The organism is Alistipes intestinihominis (assembly GCF_040095975.1).
Taxonomy (GTDB): domain Bacteria; phylum Bacteroidota; class Bacteroidia; order Bacteroidales; family Rikenellaceae; genus Alistipes; species Alistipes senegalensis.
The window spans coordinates 1-17,955 of sequence record NZ_JBBMFL010000017.1; the positions used below are offsets into that span (position 1 = coordinate 1).

The window sequence follows — 17,955 nt, forward strand, 5'->3', positions numbered from 1 at the left end:
GGTTTGTCTTAACCTTTATTAAATTATTTCCGATACAAATATAGCATAATTTTTTCAATTTTAAGTTATGCGACCCGTATAAAAAACAAGACGTGAGCCTTGCATTATCGCTGTTCGGTTCTGGGGAGATACCTTGCCCAATAACACAAGATCCCACGCCCATAGAGCATGGTACGATACCACAATCCGGGGCGCGGGAACACGACCCGTCGGGCATCTTGTGTTTTGTAGGGCATGAAAATCTCCCCAGATTTTACAGCTACAAAACCCGCGTCTGCCTATCTGACAGACCGCAATTCAAAACTAATACAAAAAATCCAAATCCACAACAATTTGCGGACAATTTTTGCGCCGAATGGGCTATATAGACCGAATAACCTACATTCCCGCTTTAACGGAATATACCGCACCAAAACAAAACGGACACGGCAATGCCGCGTCCGTTTTTCGCATACCGGAGAATGCGTTATTTCATCTCCACCAGCGGTTTGCCCGTCATTTCGGCAGGCTGTTCGAGCCCCATCAGCTTCAGCACCGTGGGAGCCACGTCGGCCAGAATGCCGTCGTGAACCGACTGCACGCGGTCCGAAACCACCACGATGGGAACGGGATTCAGCGAGTGCGCCGTATTGGGCGTGCCGTCGGGATTCAAAGCGTTGTCGGCATTGCCGTGGTCGGCGATCATCACCACCTCGTAGCCGTTGGCCTTGGCCGCCTCGACGACCTCGGAAACGCACTTATCGACAGCCTTCACGGCCTTTTCGATGGCCTCGTAGACGCCCGTGTGGCCCACCATGTCGCCGTTGGCGAAATTCAGGCAGATGAAGTCGAATTTCTTTTCGCCCAGCGCCGCAACCAGCTTGTCGGCGACCTCCGGGGCCGACATCTCGGGCTGGAGATCATAGGTCGCCACCTTGGGCGAAGCGACGAGGATACGCTCCTCGCCCGCGAACTTATCCTCGCGGCCGCCGTTCAGGAAGAACGTCACGTGGGCATATTTCTCGGTCTCGGCGATGCGCAGCTGCTTGAGGCCCTGCGCCGAAACGTACTCGCCGATGGTGTTGGGCACGTTCTCCTTGTCGAAGAGGATGTGCAGGCCCGTGAACTTGGCGTCGTAAGGAGTCATGCAGCAGTAGTAGAGCGGCATGGTGTGCATTCCCTCGGCGGCCATATCCTCCTGCGTCAGCACGATCGTCAGCTCCTTGGCGCGGTCGTTGCGGTAGTTGAAGAAGATCACCAGGTCGTTCGGGCGGATCGTGCCGACGGGCTGTCCGTTGGCACCGACGTGCACGACGGGCTTGATGAACTCGTCCGTCACGCCCTCGTCATAGGATTTCTGCACGGCAGCGACCATATCCGACGCATGTTCGCCGACGCCGTTCACCAGCGCGTCGTAAGCCACCTTCACACGCTCCCAGCGCTTGTCGCGGTCCATAGCGTAATAGCGGCCGATCACCGTCGCCACCTTGCCCGTCGATGCGGCCATATGCTTTTCGAGGTCGGCGATGAATCCCTTGCCGCTGTGCGGGTCGGTGTCACGGCCGTCCATGAAGCAATGCACGAAGGTATTTTCGATCTTATACTCGGCGGCGATGTCGCAGAGCTTGAAAAGGTGCTCCAGCGACGAGTGCACGCCGCCGTCCGACACGAGGCCCATGAAATGCACGTTCACACCGTTCTTTTTGGCGTATTCGAACGCGGCCTTCACCTCGGGATTCTGCATGATCGAGTTGTCGCGACAGGCGCGGTTGATCTTCACGAGGTCCTGATACACGACGCGGCCGGCGCCGATGTTGAGGTGGCCGACCTCCGAATTGCCCATCTGTCCGTCGGGCAGACCGACGTTCTCGCCGTCGGTGCGCAGTTCGGCATGGGGGTATTTCGCGGTCATGGCCGAGATGTATTCGGGATGGACGGTCGAAATCACGTCCGCCTTGTCGTGACGGCCGTTTCCCCAGCCGTCGAGGATCATTAAAAGAACCTTGTTGTTGCTCATATCCTTCGATTTTTAATTTTTAATTCTCAATTGAGTTGATTGCAAATCAGCTCCACGGCCTTGTCGATGGCGGCCTGCAATCCGTCGGCGTTCTTGCCGCCGGCGGTCGCAAAAAAGTTCTGGCCGCCGCCGCCGCCCTGCATCAGCTTCGCGGCCTCACGCACGACAGCCCCGGCATTCACGGCCTGAGCCGTGATCTCGTCGCCCAGCATCACCGTCAGCGTCGGCTTCTCCTCCCAAACGGAACCGACGACGAAAACCAGTTTCGGAGAGCGCTGGCGCAGGTTGTAGGCCAGGTCTTTCACGAAATCGGGACGGCGGTCGGTCTGCGTGGCGAAAATCTGCATGCCGTGGCGCTCGGGCGTCGAAGCGATGATCTTGTCGGCCCACTGCGCCACCTGCTCGCGGCGCATGGTCTCGACCTCCTTCGACAGCGTTTCATTGCTTTCGAGCATTTTCTTCACGGCCTGCACGACCTGCGGGTTATTGAGGTATTCGGCGACGTTGCGCATCGTATCCTCGGCGGCGTAGATGATCTTCTCGGCCTGCTCGCCCGTGACGGCCTCGATGCGGCGCACGCCGGCCGAAATGGCGCTCTCGGAAAGGATCTTGAAGAAGCCGATGTTGCCCGTCGCGCTGGTGTGCGTACCGCCGCACAGCTCGACCGACGTTCCGAAGCGCACCATGCGGACCTTGTCGCCGTATTTCTCGCCGAAGAGCATCATCGCACCGCATTTCTCGGCCTCCTCCTTGGTCGCCTCGCGGTTCTCCACGAGCGGATGGTTGGCGCGGACGGCGCGGTTGACGAGCCTTTCGACCTCGCGCAGCTCCTCGGGCGTAACCTTCTGGAAATGCGAGAAGTCGAAGCGCAGGATCTCGGGCGTCACCATCGAACCCTTCTGCTCGACGTGCGTGCCGAGCACCTTGCGCAGCGCCTCGTGCATGAGGTGCGTGGCGGTGTGGTTGTTGGCCGCAGCCTGCCGTTTCTCGGGATCGACCCGGGCGGTGAATTCGGCCGCGGGGTTCTCGGGAAGCTCCCTGACGATATGGATGATGAGTCCGTTCTCCTTCTCGGTGGCCACGACCGCGATGCGCTCGTTGGCGCTCTCGATGAAGCCGATGTCGCCGATCTGACCGCCCGAATTGCCGTAGAACGGCGTGCGGTCGAAGACCAGCTGGTACGAAGTCTTGCCTTTCGAGGTCACACGGCGGTAGCGGGCGATGCGGACCTTCTCGGTCAGCGTGTCATAGCCCGTGAAGACGCTCTCCTTGATGGGGATCAGCTCCACCCAGTCGTCGGTATCGACGGCCGCGGCGTTGCGCGAACGCTCCTTCTGGGCCTGCAACTCCTTCTCGAAAGCCGCGAGGTCCACGCCGACGCCCTGCTCGCGGGCGATCAGCTCCGTGAGGTCGATCGGGAAGCCGAACGTATCGTAAAGCTCGAAAGCCTCCTTGCCGGAGATCAGTTCGCGGCCCTCTTTCCGCGTGCGCTCGACGACGCCGTCCAGCAGGTTGATGCCCGTGGCCAGCGTCCGCAGGAACGACGCCTCCTCCTCCTCGATAACCTTCTCGATAAGTCCCTGCTGCGCCTTCAGCTCGGGGAACTGACCGCCCATCTGCTCCACCAGTCCGGGGACCAGGCGGCAGAGCGTCGGCTCGGTGAAGCCGAGGTAGGTATAGCCGTAACGCACGGCGCGGCGCAGGATGCGGCGGATGACGTAACCCGCCTTGACGTTCGACGGCAGCTGGCCGTCGGCGATCGAAAAGGCGATGGCCCGCAGGTGGTCGGCGATCACGCGCATGGCCACGTCGGCCTTGGCGTCCTCGCCGTATTTCTTGCCCGACATCGCCGCGATACGGCCGATCGTGGGCTGGAAAACATCGGTGTCGTAGTTCGACTTCTTGCCTTGCAGGATCATGCACAGGCGCTCGAAGCCCATGCCCGTATCGACGTTGCGCGCCGGAAGCTCCTCCAGCGAACCGTTGGCCTTGCGGTTGAACTGCATGAAGACGAGGTTCCAGATCTCGATCACCTGCGGATGGCTCATGTTGACCATCTCGCGGCCCGGCTTCAGGGCGATTTCCGCCTCGTCGCGCAGGTCGAAGTGAATCTCCGAGCAGGGGCCGCAGGGACCCGTCTCGCCCATCTCCCAGAAGTTGTCGTGCTTGTTGCCGCGGATGATGTGGTCCTCGGGCAGGAACTGTTTCCAGTAGTCGTAAGCCTCCTGGTCGAACGGCACGCCGTCCTCCTCCGAGCCCTCGAACACCGTGGCGTACATCCGCTCGGCGGGCAGTTTATACACGTCGTGCAGCAGCTCCCAGGCCCACTCGATCGCCTCCTTCTTGAAGTAGTCGCCGTAGGACCAGTTGCCCAGCATTTCGAACATCGTATGGTGGTAGGTGTCGTGTCCGACCTCTTCCAGGTCGTTGTGCTTGCCCGAGACGCGCAGGCATTTCTGCGTATCGGCCGCACGCGGATATTTGCGGGGAGCGTTGCCCAGGAAGATGTCCTTGAACTGGTTCATGCCCGCGTTGGTGAACATCAGCGTCGGGTCGCCCTTCACGACCATCGGGGCCGAAGGCACGATAACGTGGCCCTTCGACTCGAAGAAGTCGAGAAAAGCCTGACGAATTTTATTTGACTCCATGATATATTGATTTATCCTATTTTTCCGTTATTCAATTCGGGTTGCAAAATTACACATTTTAAACTAAATTTGCATCTTATTAAAGAGTTTTTTCCGCGATGGGGCAAAAAGGACACGGATTCGATACCGGGGCGCTGCGGGCCGGCGCGGGGGAGCTGACGCACGAAGCGCAGGCACTCACGCGCGATGTGATGACGGCCCCGTTCCAGCTGCGCACCTACCGTCTGATCCGCAAGATTCTGATCGGTTTCATCCTCGTCTCGATCGCCAACGTCGTCTTCTCGTATTTCTTCTACACGCCCAAGATGTACCGCATCCTGCGCGACAACCGCGAAACGGTCATCAAGTACCGCATCCTCCAGGACCGCATCCGCAGCGCCCAGCAGCGGGTCGATGAAATACGCCACCGCGACAACTACGTCTACCGGTCGCTTTTCTCGACCGACACGCTCTCGATCCCGGGGGTGTGGCAGCCCTACCCCGACTCGAAATACGCCGCGATGGCCGAGGACGAATACGCCCCGCTGATGATCGGGATGTGGCGGCAGCTCGACGCGCTGGCCCGCACGATCTATCTCGAATCGGTGTCGTTCGACGAACTGCAACAGCTGTCGAAAAACAAGGAGCAGCTTTCGGCGGCCGTTCCGGCCATCTGGCCCATCGAGCGCAGCGCCCTGCACAACAACCACATCGGCGCCTTCAACATGCGGCGCATGCACCCCGTGCTGGGGTATATCCGTCCCCACAGGGGCATCGACCTGGGATGCGACCGCGGCACGCCGGTCTACGCCACGGGCGACGCCGTGGTGGAGGCGGCCTCCACCGGCGGCAACGGCGGCTACGGGCACATGGTGCTGCTGAACCACGAATTCGGCTACAAGACCCGCTATGCGCACCTGAGCAAGATCCTCGTGCAGCCGGGCGAACGGGTCGTCCGCGGGCAGATCATCGCCGAGACGGGCAACACGGGCATCTCCTCGGGCCCCCACCTCCACTACGAGGTGATCCACAAGGGCGTACCCGTCAATCCGATCAACTACTTCAACCGCAACATGACCTCCGAAGAGTACGAACAACTCATGGAGAACATGCGCGAAACCAATTTCGAAAAGCTGTAAGATGGCAGGGAAAAAGGATCTCGAAAAGCTCCGCCGGCGCAAACGCCGCAAGCAGCGCATCATCCGCGCCACGGTCCACGCTTTCGTGTGGCTGGGGATGGCGGTGCTCTACTATCTGGGGTTCTCGATCTTCTTCGACACGCCGTTCGAATACCGGCTCAAACACTCGACCGACCGCCTGCGCCGCGAATACACCGAATTGGCACAACGTTACGATTCGCTGCAAATGGTCCTCGGCAATCTCAACGACCGCGACCGCAGCGTCTTCCGCACGCTTTTCGAATCGGAGCCCTACGACTTCAATTCGGAGTCCGAACGGCGCCAGTCGGCGACCTACGAGAAGATCATCGGCCGCTCGACGCGCCAGCTCAAACGCGAACTGCGCGAAGGGGTCGCGGCGATGGAGAGGCAGCTGGACGAACTCAACGGCACCTACCTCGAATTGCAGGGTCTCATCGACTCGGCGGGCAGCGGATGCAACAACATCCCCTCGATCCAACCGGTCATCAACAAGCAGCTGACGCTGCTCACGGCCTCCTACGGCATGCGCATCCACCCCTTCTACAAGACCCTGCAATCGCATCAGGGCGTCGATTACACCATTCCCGAAGGGTCGCGCGTCTTCGCCACGGCCGACGGCGTGGTGCGCGACGTGGCGCTGCGCAACTCGACGCAGGGGCAGACCGTGGTGATCGACCACGGCAACGGCTACGAAACTTCGTACGGCCATCTCTCGAAAATCCACGTCCGCAAGGGCCAGAGCGTGCGGCGCGGCGACATCATCGCCCTGTCGGGCGACACGGGTCTCTCGCTGGCCCCCCACCTCCACTACGAAGTGCGGCTCGACGGCATGCGCGTAGACCCGATCCACTACTTCTTCATGGAACTTTCGCCCTCGGAATACCAACGCCTGATGCGCATCGCGCAGTCGGGCATGCAGTCTTTCGACTAACCCGGCTAAGAGCCGGGATTCAGGCGGCAACGAGCCTTTGGAACAATCATAGCCAGATACACGCCTTCGACCGAATAGTAAACCGAAAAATGGAAAATTCTGAAATCCGCCTTATTCTGCTCGATTTCGACGGCACGCTGGCCGACACCCGGCGGGCCAACACGCTGGCCTATGTCGCGGCCCTGGGCGAAGCCGGCTACAAGCTCACCGAAGAGGAGTACGCCGCGCACTATTTCGGCATGCGGTGCGACGAGTTCCTGACCCGGCTGGGGATCGCCGACGCCGCCGAACGCGAGCGGATACGGCTGCGCAAAATCGCCCTCTACCCCTCGTTTTTCGACACCGTGCGTCTGAACGTCCCGCTGTGGGAGTTCTGCCGGCAGTTCCGCGCCGACGGCGGCCGCGTGTGGGTCGTCTCCACGGGCAGCCGGGAGAATATCGACAACGTGATCGCCCATCTGGGCATCGGCGGCGGGCTCGACGGCATCCTCTCGGGCGCCGACGTGGAACACGCGAAGCCCGCCCCGGACTGCTTTCTGGAGGCCATGCGCCGCGAGGGCTGCACGCCGCGCGAGACGCTGATCTTCGAGGATTCGCCGATCGGCATCGAGGCGGCGCGCCGCAGCGGAGCGTCGTATTTCACGGTGAAACTTTCCTGAAACAGAAATAACCGCGCGCTTCGACCGCGGAAATTTATGTACTTTTTTCCGCAAAAAGTACCAAAAACTCCCCGACAGATACCTCCGCCTACTCCGGACTGTCTAACGCTGGCTCCGGGCGACTATTCGCGGGTTTGCAAGCAAACCGTCCCCTCCGCTCGCGCTTTTAGCCAGTCCGTCGTTCAACGGCTCCGGTATCGAGTCGGGATCAACCATTACGCTTGCATAGAATATTGAAATCGCAGAACTTGCAGGTGTCGGCGTCCTCGCACTGGCGGAACGGCACCGAGGGATCGTACAATTCGGCGAGGGTCTCGCCCACGAGCCCCCCGAAACGTTCGGCGCAGAACGTGTAGCCAGCGGAGCGTCATATTTCGTGGAGAAACTTACGTAAACCAGATATGAGTCCAATTCCAGAATACGCCCAGAGAGGCAATATAACCTGAAATCAACAAACCGAAACAAATCAGGGGCAACGGCCGATAGCATCTGTGCCGCAGAAACAGAAAAGCCACAACGACTTGCGCACCGAGCGTCAATACGACGACAACCGTCATCGCACGAACAACGAATAACAACGCATCGCCACCCCATAAACCCATAAACACGAGAAACGATGCAATGACCGTCACGACGGGCAGCAGCCATCCATATCGACGCAAAAGCTCCATACCCTATCGCTTACAGATGATATTGAAATCGCAAAACTTGCAGGTGTCGGCGTCCTCGCACTGGCGGAACGGCACCGTGGGATCGTACAATTCGGCGAGCGTCTCGCCCACGAGCTCCTCGAAACGTTCGGCGTAAAGCGTGTAGCCGGCGCCGCGCAGACCCGTTTCGCGGTCGTCGAGCGTCGGCAGGTAGTCGGGACGGTTCATCGCCCGCACGTAATAGAGCGCCGGCACGGCGTCGGCCCCGCGCGTGCGGTAGAGCATCATGGCGTAAAGCAACGTCTGGAGAATATTCGAAAGCCGCTGCTTGCCCTCGCCGCGGAAAAGGCTCTCCACCCCCGCGAACTCCAGATGCGGCGCCCCGGTCTTGTAGTCGACCACACGCAGCGTTCCGTCGTCCAGCGCGTCGATACGGTCGGCGATGCCGGCGAATTTCATGCGGAGCGGCCGCCCGGCCGACTCAAAATCGAATCCGTAGGCCACTTCCTGCTCCAGGCCCGTGACCGTGAAGGCGTCGTGCGCAGCGTCGTAGGGCATCACCCCGCCCCGCAGGTAGCGCGTGACGATATCTTTCACCAGCAGGAGATTGCCCGTATAATCCTCGGTCGTGGCCGCTGTGTCCCGGAGGTAATTCTCGTTGATCGCGGCCTCGACCGCCGCCGCCACCTCGCCCGTGCGGAGCATCGTCCGCAGGGTCTCGCCGGGATGCAGTTCCCCCACGATCCGGGCATAGAGTTTCTGCACGGCGGCATGGAGGATGGTTCCGAACATCGGGGCGTCGACCTCCTCGGCGATCTCGTCGTCGGCCTGAAGCCGCGCCACGGAGTGAAAATAGAACCGCAGGGGACACGCCACATAGCGGAAAAATGCCGTCGGCGAGAGCGTGGCCTTCGATTCGGGGTCGGTGAAACGCTCCAGACGCCGCATCACCCCCTCGTCCTTCGCCACCTCGATCGGGGCCGTCTCGGCGAGGTTGACATCGACGCCCACCTCGACCTTTTTCACCGGGAAACCGCTCTCGTAATCCAGCTGGTAGATGTAGCGGCTGGGCTCGCCCGTCGATTTGTCGTCGGCATGCGAGCAGTAGAGCATCCACACCCGCCGGGCACGCTGCACGAGGCGGTAGAAATAGTAGGCGTAGACGCCCTCGTGGTGCTCGGGCGTGGGAAGCCCGTAAGCCGCGCGCAGGTTGTAGGGCACGAACGACGCCTGGGCCATATGGTTGCCCGGGAAGTTGTCGTCGTTCATCGACAGCAGGATGACGTTATCGAAATCGAGGTTGCGGGTTTCGAGGATACCCATAATCTGCACCCCTTCGAGCGGTTCGCCCTCGTAGGGAATGCGCAGGGTTTGCAGGTGGCGGCGCAGAAGCGACGCATAGACCTCCGGAGTCAGTTCTATGTCGCATTCATCCAGCGAATTGCGCAGTTTGGTGAGCTCCTCGGCGATCACGGCCAGAAACTCCACCCGCTGCCGGGCGTCGTCCCCCTCGTAGGGCATCCGGGCCACGGCGGCCGTGACCCTCAGCAGCCAGTCCGAAAGTTCGCGCCATTCGGCGGCGGGCGAAAAGACCAGTTTCAGCAATTCGTTGCGCCCCAGCCACCGGGCGTCTATCGAGATGCGGCGTTCGCGCACGATCTCGTCCTGCATCGCACGGGTTTCGCGGGCATCGCAGTCCGCGATGTAGGGATGCGCGAGGATGCCCACGGCGTCGGCGTGGTAGAAGGTGCACCCCGCCCCCTTCGTGCGGCGGTGGGCCTGCAACTCCACGAGGCGCTCGACAAAGGTGTAGGCCAGGCTCGACCGCAGCGGATAACCCATCGTGACGTTGACCCGCCCGATCTCGGGCGGCAGGGCGTACAGCAGCGGCAGGAGCAGATTCTCGTCGGTCAGCACCACGGCGGTACGCTTGTCCAACGGCCCCGCGGCGGCCAGTTCGCGCAGGATCGCGGCGGCGTGCTTGCACTGCACGGCGTTCGACACCGCGGCCACGGCGGTCAACTCCTTGGGCCGCTCCATGTTGTCGTGCGACACGGCCCCGCGCGGCGGGAACTGCACGACGTTCTCGCGGACGAACATCCCGGCCTCCTGCTCGGGGCGGTCCTTATAGTAGGAGTCGTAATCCCAGTAGAAATCGGTCTCAGCGGCGGTCGAAAGGAAGCGGAAGAGCACCTTTTCGCACTCCGACAAGGCGTTGAAACCCGCCACGACATACTGTCTCGGCTCCGGGAAGGCGTACCCGCCCTCGCGGATGCGGTCGGCGGCGGCACGCTGGACCATGCCGTTATAGGCGATGCCCAGTTCGGCGAGGCGTTCGCGGAAACGGCGGTAGACGGGTCCCAGCGTCTTCCAGATGGCCAGGAACTTGCGTTTCTCGGCCGAAAGGTCGGCCTCGTCGCCCAGCGACGACCAGAAGCGCAGGATTTGCAGCTGCGCGGGAGTGAGGTACGAAATGTCGGCCTCGATCTCCTTGATCTCCGAGATGTTGCGGAACAGCATCGCGGCGTCAATCCGGTATTTGTCGATGGTGTCGAAATCCGTCAGGAGCATGTCGCCCCAGAAGTAGAATTTGTCGAACGGCTCGGCGTGGTACTCCGAATAGATCTTGTAGAGTTCGGTGATGAGCCGCACGCGGTCGCCCGTATGCAGGCCCGAGATTTCGGCCATGAGATCATCGACGGTCACCCATTGCGGCTGCCACATGGGCCGCCCGGCGATTCCGGTCAGGGCATCGACGAAAAACAGCCGCGCACGCCGCGACGAAAAGAGCAGCGCACGGTCGGACAACCCCTCGCCGTAGCGTTCGTAAAGATCCCGGGCGACTTCGTGGAGAAAAGTCAAGATTATGAATTTTGAATTACTCTACCCGTGTTATGTCGCCGCCCATGAATTTCGAGCCGCTGCGCACGACCGGCGGAACGCCCTTGTAGGAGATCTTGCCCCCGGTCGAGGTCTTGCCCTGGAAACGGTCGGTCACCCACAGCGACGCGGTGCCCGAACTGGTGACGTTGACCTCGGCGGACATCACCTCCAGCTCCGCGGCTTCGACCCTGCCGGTCGAGACGAACAACGAGAGGTAGCGCACATCGCCCGTCAGCGTCGCCGAACTCTTGCCCGAAAGCTCCATTTTAAGGTCCTTGACATCCATCCGGGCCGTCACCTGCGCCATGCCGCCCACGGTCAGGTCGAGGACCGTGGCCACCAGCGTGCTGTCGAACGTCGCCACGGCGTCGGCAATGGCTATGCGTTCCAGCGAGTTGTAATAGACCGTCACGGAGGTGCGGTCGGGACGGCGCGCGTCGGCACGCTCCGAAATGCGCAGCACCTTGTCCCGCACCTCGGCGCGGAAACGGGTCGTATAGGAACCTTTGGTGTCGTAGACGATCTTGGGGGCTTCGGTGTCGGGCACCGGGACGAAGCGGATGTCGAGCGGAGCCGACACCTCGACGGCGGTAAACGAAGTGAGCCATTCGCGGCGTTCCCCGGTTTCGGCCGGCTGCTGTGCGCGGCAGAGTGCGGCGGCGGCCAGCATCACGGCCGTCAGAATCATTTTCTTCATAACAAAGACTTGTTTTACCTCCGCTAAATTACAAAATTATTGCGAAGTTCGGGATTTGTTTTGTATTTTTACCCGTTAAAACGAAATTTCGGACAGTGAGAGCGAAGATTCTGAATGCAAGCGCCGGATCGGGAAAAACCTACCAGCTGGCCTACAAATACGTCCGCGACGTGATCGGCCAGCCCGGTCTTTACCGGCATATCCTCGCCGTGACCTTCACCAACAAGGCCACCGAGGAGATGAAATCGCGCATCCTGAAAGAGATTCACGCCCTGGCGTCCGGAGCCGCAAGCCCCTATCTGGAAAACCTCTGCCGCGAGCTGTCGCTCGACGAACGTTCGGTGCGCAAACGCGCCGCCGAGGTGCGATCGAAGATACTCCACGACTATTCGCGCTTCACGGTGCTCACGATCGACACCTTCTTCCAGCGCATCCTGCGCGCTTTCATCAAGGAGCTGGGCATCGACCTCAATTACAACGTCGAGATCGAAACGGCGTCGGTGCTGTCGAAAAGCGCCGACACGCTCATCGAGCAGATCACCGTTGACCGCGACCTGCAACGGTGGCTCACGGATTTCGTGCAGGAGCGCATCGACGAAGGCCGCAAGTGGGACATCCGCGACGGCATTCTCTCGCTGGGCGGCGAGCTGTTCAAGGAGAAGAACAAGGCCGCGCTGGGCCGGGCGCGCTCGCGCGAGGAGCTGGGGAGGATCGTCGCACGCGCCACGGCGCATGCCGAAGCGACCAAGAAACGGATGCAGGAGGCGGCCGCGCAGGCCGTCGGGATCATCACCGGAGCCGGGCTCACGGCCGCCGATTTCTCGGGCAAGAGCCGCAGTTTCGCCAACTGGTTCTTCACCGTCGCCGCGGGCGAACTGAAACCCTACGGCGCCACGGCGGCCAAAATGGCCGCCTCGACCGACGGATGGGCTCCCAAGGGATCGCCCGCTCAGGCGCTCGTTCCCGAACTGCAACCCCTGCTTCGGGAGATGTGCGATCTCTACGACGCCAACATGCGGAGCTGGAACACCTGCGACCTGCTGCGCGAGAACTACCGCAGCTTCGCCCTGCTGTCGGACCTCTACGAACGGGTGCAGCAGCTGTGCGACGAACAGAACATGATGCTCCTCTCGGAGACCAAATACGTCCTTTCGGAGTTCATCGGCCACAACGACGCGCCGTTCATCTACGAGAAGGTCGGCAACCGTTTCGAACGCTTCATGATCGACGAGTTCCAGGACACCTCGGTCAAGGAGTGGGAGAATTTCCTGCCGCTGTTGCAGAACGCCATGTCGCAGACCGCAGAGACCTCGGTGCTGATCGTGGGCGACATCAAGCAGTCGATCTACCGCTGGCGCGGCGGCGACTGGCGCATCCTCCACGAGAAAGCCCAAAAGGCCCTGGGACCCGGCAATACCGTGGTCGAAAACCTCCAGGAGAACTGGCGGAGTCTGCCCGCGGTGGTGGACTTCAACAACCGCATCATCGAACGGATCGTCGCGGCGGACAATCTCCTGCTCAACGAAACTCTCTCGAAGGCCGCCGACGCAGGGGCCATCGACCCCGCGGAAGCCGCCTCGCTGCACGACACGCTGGCCGACGCCTACCGCGGGCACGCGCAGACGCCCCGCCGCAAAGCCGAGCATCCGGGCTACGTTTCGGTCGAAACCTTCGCCGAACAGCCGCCCGTCGTGGAGCGCATCTGCGAGCTGATCGACAAGGGTTTCCGGCCGTGCGACATCATGATCCTCGTGCGCGGGGCCACCGACGGCGCGAAGGTCGCCGCCGAACTCCTCGACTTCAAGCGCCGCAACGAAAATCCGCGCTACCGCTTCGACGTGATGACACAGGAGGCGCTGATCGTCGGCAACGCCCCCGTCAGCTCGTTCATCGCCGCCGCGCTGCGGCTGGCGCTCAACCCCGACGATTCGCTTTCGCGGGCCGTCTACAACCACTACCTCGGCCATGCGTTCGACCGCGCGCTGACCGACGGCGAACGCGACTTCTTCCGTTCGATCCGCCTGCTGTCGCCCGAGGAGGCGTTCGAACGGATCGTCATGGAGCACGCCCTCGAAGGCGACCGCCGCCAGACGGCCTATCTGCAAGCCATCCACGAACAAATCATCGCCTTCTGCGCGACGAAGATCGCCGACATCGCGCTGTTCCTGCGTTGGTGGGACGAAACGGGCAAAAACCGCTCGCTGTCGGTTGACGAAAGCGCCACGACGGTCGAAATCACCACCATCCACAAAGCCAAGGGGCTCGAAAAACGGGCCGTGGTGATCCCTTACTGCTCGTGGCCGCTGGACCCCAAATCGAGCGGTATGGTGCAGAACATCGTCTGGGCCGAGGCCCGCGGCGAAGCGGCCGGCGAGATCGGACGTTTCCCGGTGCGCTACAAGCGGGCGATGGCCGAATCGGACTTCTCGGCGGAGTACTACCGCGAACTGGTCTACGCCCATGTGGACAACGTGAACCTGTTGTATGTGGCCCTCACGCGCGCCGCCGAGTCGCTGCACGTCTTCATTCCCCAGAAGGGCGGCCGCACGGTCGGCGGAGTGCTGCTGCAAAGCATCCGCATCGACGGCGACAAAGCCCTGCTGGGCGACACCAAGGGACGCTATACGGCCGACGAGACGGGCGAACATTTCGCTTTCGGAGAGTTCGCAGGCCCCGTCGCCGGAGGCTCCAAGCGTTCGGAAACGGAGCATATCATCCTCGAAGACTACCCCACGGCGCGCGCCGACCTGCGGCTGCGGCTCCCCTCGCAGCGCTATTTCGAAGACGGGGCCGATGTCGAGCTCTCGCCCCGCAACCTCGGCATCCTGATGCACAAAGCGTTCGAGCAGGCCGGCGACGAAGCGCAAATCCACGACGCCGTGCGGCGCATGCAGGCCGACGGCACGCTTTCGACCGACGATGCCGCGACGCTGCGGCTGATGATCGACCGGGCGCTGGAACACCCCGAGGTGCGCGAGTGGTTCGGCGGCGGATGGCGGCAGGTCCGCAACGAAAGCGAGATCATCCTCCCCGGAAGCTCGTCAACGCGGCGTCCCGACCGCGTGATGATCGGCGACGGGCGAGTCGTGGCCGTCGATTACAAGTTCGGCGAACGCGACGCCGGACGCTATCGCAGCCAGATGCGCGAATACCTCCGCCTGCTCGGCGAAATGGGCTACGAAGGGGTCGAGGGATACCTTTGGTACGTGAAGCTGGGGAAGATCGAAAAAGTGGAACTCTGAGAGGCGGCCGGAAAAACCGCGGAAGCGGCCCAAAAAACAACACCGGAGCCCCCGCCGCACACAACAAAAAAAAACAGACCGGATCGCTCCGGTCTGTTTTCGTATGAATCGGTTCGGACTACTCGCCCAAAGCGAAACGCTTGTAAGCGACTACCGTGGCGTCCTTGTCGGCCTTGCGGATGAAGTCGGCGATCGACTCCTTCTCGCCTACCACCGGCTGAGCCAGCAGCGTGTTCTCCTCGAAGAACTTGCGCATCTTGCCTTCGGCGATCTTCTCCAGAATGGCCTCGGGTTTGTTGGCGTTCTTGGGGTCCTGCTTCATGGATTCCACGGCGATCTTGCGCTCGTGCTCCACGACCTCTGCGGGGCAGTCGGCCTCGGAGATCGAAACCGGAGCCATAGCCGTAGCCTGCATGGTCACGGTGTGGGCCACCTCGGCGGGAATCTCCTTGTTGAAGCCCAGGATCGTACCCAGCTTCTTGTTGAAGTGCACGTATGCGGCGCAGTAGGGAGCCTCGATGCGGGCATAGTATGCCAGCTCGATCTTCTCGCCCGTCTGACCCGACTTCTCGGTCACCATCTCCTCGACGGTATGGCCTTCGCCGTTCTTCGTAGCCAGCAGAGCGTCGCGGTCGGCAACGTCGTTCTTCACGGCGACCTCCAGCATGGCCTCTGCCGAAGCGCTGTATTCGGCATTCTGAGCCACGAAGTCGGTTTCGCACGCCAGGCAGAGGATGTAAGCCTTCTGGCCTACGATCTTCGTCACGACGACACCCTCGGTAGCGGTGCGGTCGGCACGCTTGGCAACGACGAGCTTACCCTTCTCGCGGATGATGTCCTGAGCACGCGCAAAATCGCCTTCGGCCTCGATGAGTGCTTTCTTGCAATCCATCATACCGGCACCGGTCATCTTGCGGAGCTTCATTACATCGGCAGCTTTGATTTCCATAATCTTTTCCTTTCTCTTACGGTTCGTAATACAATTATTCTGCCTTTTCCTCGGCAACAGCTTCGGCAGCCTCCTCGGCGGGAGCGGCAGCGGGCTCCTCGAACGGAGTTTCGACAGCGGCAACCACCTCTGCCACGGCAGCCTCCTCGGCATCCACCGAAGCCTTCACGGCCTTCTTGATGCGGGGCTTGCCCTCCTTCTTGATCGCAGCACCCTCGGCTTCAGCCTCCTGTGCCTCCTTCTCCTTTTCGAGCTTGCGCTCCTCGGTGCCCTCGGCGATAGCGGCGCACATGGCTTCGAGAACCACGGCGATCGACTTCGTAGCATCGTCATTTGCAGGGATAACGTAATCAATGTCGGTCGGATCACAACAAGTGTCTACCATTGCAAATACGGGGATGCTGAGGCGTTTGGCCTCTTTCACGGCGTTGGCCTCTTTCTGTACGTCAACGACGAACAGGGCGGCCGGAAGGCGCGTCAGATCGGCGATCGAACCGAGGTTCTTCTCCAGCTTCGCGCGCTGGCGGGCGATCTGAAGTTTCTCGCGCTTGGAGAAATTATCGAACGTGCCGTCGGTGGTCATCTTGTCGATGGTGGCCATTTTCTTGACGGCTTTACGTATGGTGGGGAAGTTTGTCAGCATACCGCCGGCCCAACGCTCGGTGACGTAAGGCATTCCGACGGCTGCCACCTTTTCGGCAACAATTTCCTTGGCTTGTTTCTTGGTCGCTACGAACAGCACGCGGCGACCGCTCTTGGCGATCTGCTTGATGGCCGCAGCAGCCTCATCGATCTTCAGCACGGTCTTGTGCAGGTCGATGATGTGGATGCCGTTCTTCTCCATGAAGATGTAAGGAGCCATTTTGGGGTTCCATTTGCGCTTCAGGTGACCAAAGTGCGCACCGGCTTCCAGTAATGTATTAAAATCTGTACGTGACATTTTAATTCGATTCGTTGGTTTAATTTTAATTCTCTTTTCATCAACTCAGGCGGGTAGCGGCCTTGCCGGTCCCCCGAGTTTTCCGCGGCGCAGCAACCAGATAGTAGACTGATTAAAAATTAAGAATTGAAAATGAAAAATTCCCAATATATAATAAGTATCCATGTGGTTTGAGAACCGTCGCCGTGCGTTGCCGAAATTCCGGTCGTGCGTATTAACGCTTGCTGAACTGGAACTTGCGGCGTGCTCCGGGCTGACCGGGCTTCTTACGCTCAACCTCGCGGGGATCGCGCGTGAGGAATCCGGCCTTTTTCAGCACCGGACGCATCTCGGCGTCGATCTCGCACAGGGCACGTGCGATGCCCAGACGAGCTGCCGAAGCCTGTCCCGTGATGCCGCCGCCATCGAGGTTGATGGCGATGTCGTAATTCTCCACGGTGTTGGTGGCCAGCAGGGGCTGCTTCACCTGGTACTGGAGAATTTCGAGCGGGAAGTAAACTTCAAGCGCTTTGCGGTTGATTGTAATCTGACCCTTGCCCGGCTTCACGTATACGCGAGCCACAGCGGCCTTACGACGACCTACGGTGTTTACAACTTCCATAACTCTTACTTAATCTCGTTTAATTTAATGGTCTTCGGGTTCTGTGCGGCATGGGGATGCTCCGCGCCGGCATACACCTTCAAGTTCGTGAGCAGCTTTTCGCCCAGACGGGTCTTGGGCAGCATGCCTTTGACAGCCTTCTCGATGAGGAAGGTCGGTTTCTTGGCCAGATAGTCGGCGGGGGTGGCGAAACGCTGGCCGCCGGGATACCCGGTGTGACGTGTGTAGACCTTGTCGGTCATTTTGTTGCCCGTGAGCTTCACCTTCTCCGCGTTGATGACGATGACGTAGTCGCCGCAATCGACGTGGGGCGTGTAGCTGGGCTTGTTCTTGCCTCGGAGGATCTTCGCGACCTGCGATGCAAGACGTCCCAATACCTCGTTCGTAGCGTCGATGACGACCCACTCTTTGGTCACCGTCGAAGCATTGGCCGAGATAGTCTTGTAGCTTAATGAATCCACTTTCGTTTACGTTTAATTTAACTTATTGTAATCCGTTTCCCGCACTTTGCGGGTGCGCAAAGGTACGAAAAAGTTTTCGAACTGCAAAGACAAATGAAAATCAAAATCGCAAACGGCGCAAAAAAAGCCGCAACCGCCCCGTTTTCAGAGAGGTTACGG

13 protein-coding genes are annotated in these 17,955 nt (G+C 60.6%); 4 read left to right on the plus strand and 9 right to left on the minus strand.

Going from position 1 to position 17,955, the window contains the following annotated elements:
* Nucleotides 1–466 precede the first annotated feature (466 nt).
* Both gpmI and alaS read right to left on the minus strand, forming a co-directional pair.
* Nucleotides 467–1,996: a 2,3-bisphosphoglycerate-independent phosphoglycerate mutase gene (gene gpmI, locus WMO46_RS12760; protein ID WP_302987517.1), complete on the minus strand. Its 1,530-nt coding sequence runs from the start codon at nucleotides 1,994–1,996 to the stop codon at nucleotides 467–469.
* A 26-nt stretch (nucleotides 1,997–2,022) separates the two neighbouring features.
* On the minus strand, nucleotides 2,023–4,644 hold the full coding sequence (gene alaS / locus WMO46_RS12765) for an alanine--tRNA ligase (RefSeq protein WP_349094469.1): 2,622 nt from the start codon (nucleotides 4,642–4,644) through the stop codon (nucleotides 2,023–2,025).
* Between the two features lie 98 nt (nucleotides 4,645–4,742).
* Between alaS and WMO46_RS12770 the strand changes: the two genes are divergently transcribed.
* From WMO46_RS12770 to WMO46_RS12780, 3 genes are all read left to right on the plus strand, one after another.
* Nucleotides 4,743–5,762, plus strand: coding sequence for a M23 family metallopeptidase (locus WMO46_RS12770; RefSeq protein ID WP_349094470.1), 1,020 nt, complete (start codon nucleotides 4,743–4,745; stop codon nucleotides 5,760–5,762).
* Between the two features lies 1 nt (nucleotide 5,763).
* Nucleotides 5,764–6,714, plus strand: coding sequence for a M23 family metallopeptidase (locus WMO46_RS12775; RefSeq protein ID WP_019150512.1), 951 nt, complete (start codon nucleotides 5,764–5,766; stop codon nucleotides 6,712–6,714).
* 89 nt (nucleotides 6,715–6,803) lie between these two features.
* Nucleotides 6,804–7,373: an HAD-IA family hydrolase gene (locus WMO46_RS12780; RefSeq protein ID WP_276714243.1), complete on the plus strand. Its 570-nt coding sequence runs from the start codon at nucleotides 6,804–6,806 to the stop codon at nucleotides 7,371–7,373.
* 386 nt (nucleotides 7,374–7,759) lie between these two features.
* Here WMO46_RS12780 and WMO46_RS12785 read toward each other — a convergent pair whose 3' ends face one another.
* The 3 genes from WMO46_RS12785 to WMO46_RS12795 are packed head-to-tail and all read right to left on the minus strand — an operon-like array spanning nucleotide 7,760 to nucleotide 11,603.
* The gene (locus WMO46_RS12785; RefSeq protein WP_129652016.1) at nucleotides 7,760–8,044 is read right to left on the minus strand and encodes a hypothetical protein; all 285 of its coding nucleotides are present in this window, start codon (nucleotides 8,042–8,044) and stop codon (nucleotides 7,760–7,762) included.
* 3 nt (nucleotides 8,045–8,047) lie between these two features.
* Nucleotides 8,048–10,888 (minus strand): PD-(D/E)XK nuclease family protein, encoded by a 2,841-nt coding sequence (locus WMO46_RS12790; RefSeq protein WP_349094498.1) that lies wholly within the window; start codon nucleotides 10,886–10,888, stop codon nucleotides 8,048–8,050.
* A gap of 13 nt (nucleotides 10,889–10,901) precedes the next feature.
* Nucleotides 10,902–11,603, minus strand: a complete 702-nt coding sequence (locus tag WMO46_RS12795) for a GIN domain-containing protein (RefSeq protein WP_129652014.1) — start codon at nucleotides 11,601–11,603, stop codon at nucleotides 10,902–10,904.
* A 95-nt stretch (nucleotides 11,604–11,698) separates the two neighbouring features.
* On the opposite strand from WMO46_RS12795, the gene WMO46_RS12800 reads away from it, so the two are divergent.
* Nucleotides 11,699–14,845: a UvrD-helicase domain-containing protein gene (locus tag WMO46_RS12800; protein WP_349094472.1), complete on the plus strand. Its 3,147-nt coding sequence runs from the start codon at nucleotides 11,699–11,701 to the stop codon at nucleotides 14,843–14,845.
* A gap of 118 nt (nucleotides 14,846–14,963) precedes the next feature.
* On the opposite strand, the gene tsf is transcribed toward WMO46_RS12800, so the two are convergent.
* The 4 genes from tsf to rplM all read right to left on the minus strand — a co-directional run bounded on the left by tsf (nucleotide 14,964) and on the right by rplM (nucleotide 17,796).
* Nucleotides 14,964–15,794, minus strand: a complete 831-nt coding sequence (gene tsf, locus WMO46_RS12805) for a translation elongation factor Ts (protein ID WP_019150518.1) — start codon at nucleotides 15,792–15,794, stop codon at nucleotides 14,964–14,966.
* A gap of 34 nt (nucleotides 15,795–15,828) precedes the next feature.
* Entirely contained in the window at nucleotides 15,829–16,734 is a 906-nt protein-coding gene (gene rpsB, locus WMO46_RS12810; protein WP_026076470.1) for a 30S ribosomal protein S2, read from the minus strand.
* 214 nt (nucleotides 16,735–16,948) lie between these two features.
* Complete coding sequence (rpsI, locus tag WMO46_RS12815; RefSeq protein ID WP_009598525.1) at nucleotides 16,949–17,335, minus strand: 30S ribosomal protein S9; 387 nt, start codon at nucleotides 17,333–17,335, stop codon at nucleotides 16,949–16,951.
* Between the two features lie 5 nt (nucleotides 17,336–17,340).
* Nucleotides 17,341–17,796, minus strand: coding sequence for a 50S ribosomal protein L13 (gene rplM, locus WMO46_RS12820; RefSeq protein ID WP_019150521.1), 456 nt, complete (start codon nucleotides 17,794–17,796; stop codon nucleotides 17,341–17,343).
* Nucleotides 17,797–17,955: the final 159 nt, after the last annotated feature.

What these genes read in the sequence shown, in the direction of transcription:
- gpmI (WP_302987517.1), bottom strand. Translation starts at nt 1,996, where the DNA reads ATGAGCAACAACAAGGTTCTTTTAATGATCCTCGACGGCTGGGGAAAC.
- alaS (WP_349094469.1), bottom strand. Translation starts at nt 4,644, where the DNA reads ATGGAGTCAAATAAAATTCGTCAGGCTTTTCTCGACTTCTTCGAGTCG.
- WMO46_RS12770 (WP_349094470.1), top strand. Translation starts at nt 4,743, where the DNA reads ATGGGGCAAAAAGGACACGGATTCGATACCGGGGCGCTGCGGGCCGGC.
- WMO46_RS12775 (WP_019150512.1), top strand. Translation starts at nt 5,764, where the DNA reads ATGGCAGGGAAAAAGGATCTCGAAAAGCTCCGCCGGCGCAAACGCCGC.
- WMO46_RS12780 (WP_276714243.1), top strand. Translation starts at nt 6,804, where the DNA reads ATGGAAAATTCTGAAATCCGCCTTATTCTGCTCGATTTCGACGGCACG.
- WMO46_RS12785 (WP_129652016.1), bottom strand. Translation starts at nt 8,044, where the DNA reads ATGGAGCTTTTGCGTCGATATGGATGGCTGCTGCCCGTCGTGACGGTC.
- WMO46_RS12795 (WP_129652014.1), bottom strand. Translation starts at nt 11,603, where the DNA reads ATGAAGAAAATGATTCTGACGGCCGTGATGCTGGCCGCCGCCGCACTC.
- tsf (WP_019150518.1), bottom strand. Translation starts at nt 15,794, where the DNA reads ATGGAAATCAAAGCTGCCGATGTAATGAAGCTCCGCAAGATGACCGGT.
- rpsB (WP_026076470.1), bottom strand. Translation starts at nt 16,734, where the DNA reads ATGTCACGTACAGATTTTAATACATTACTGGAAGCCGGTGCGCACTTT.
- rpsI (WP_009598525.1), bottom strand. Translation starts at nt 17,335, where the DNA reads ATGGAAGTTGTAAACACCGTAGGTCGTCGTAAGGCCGCTGTGGCTCGC.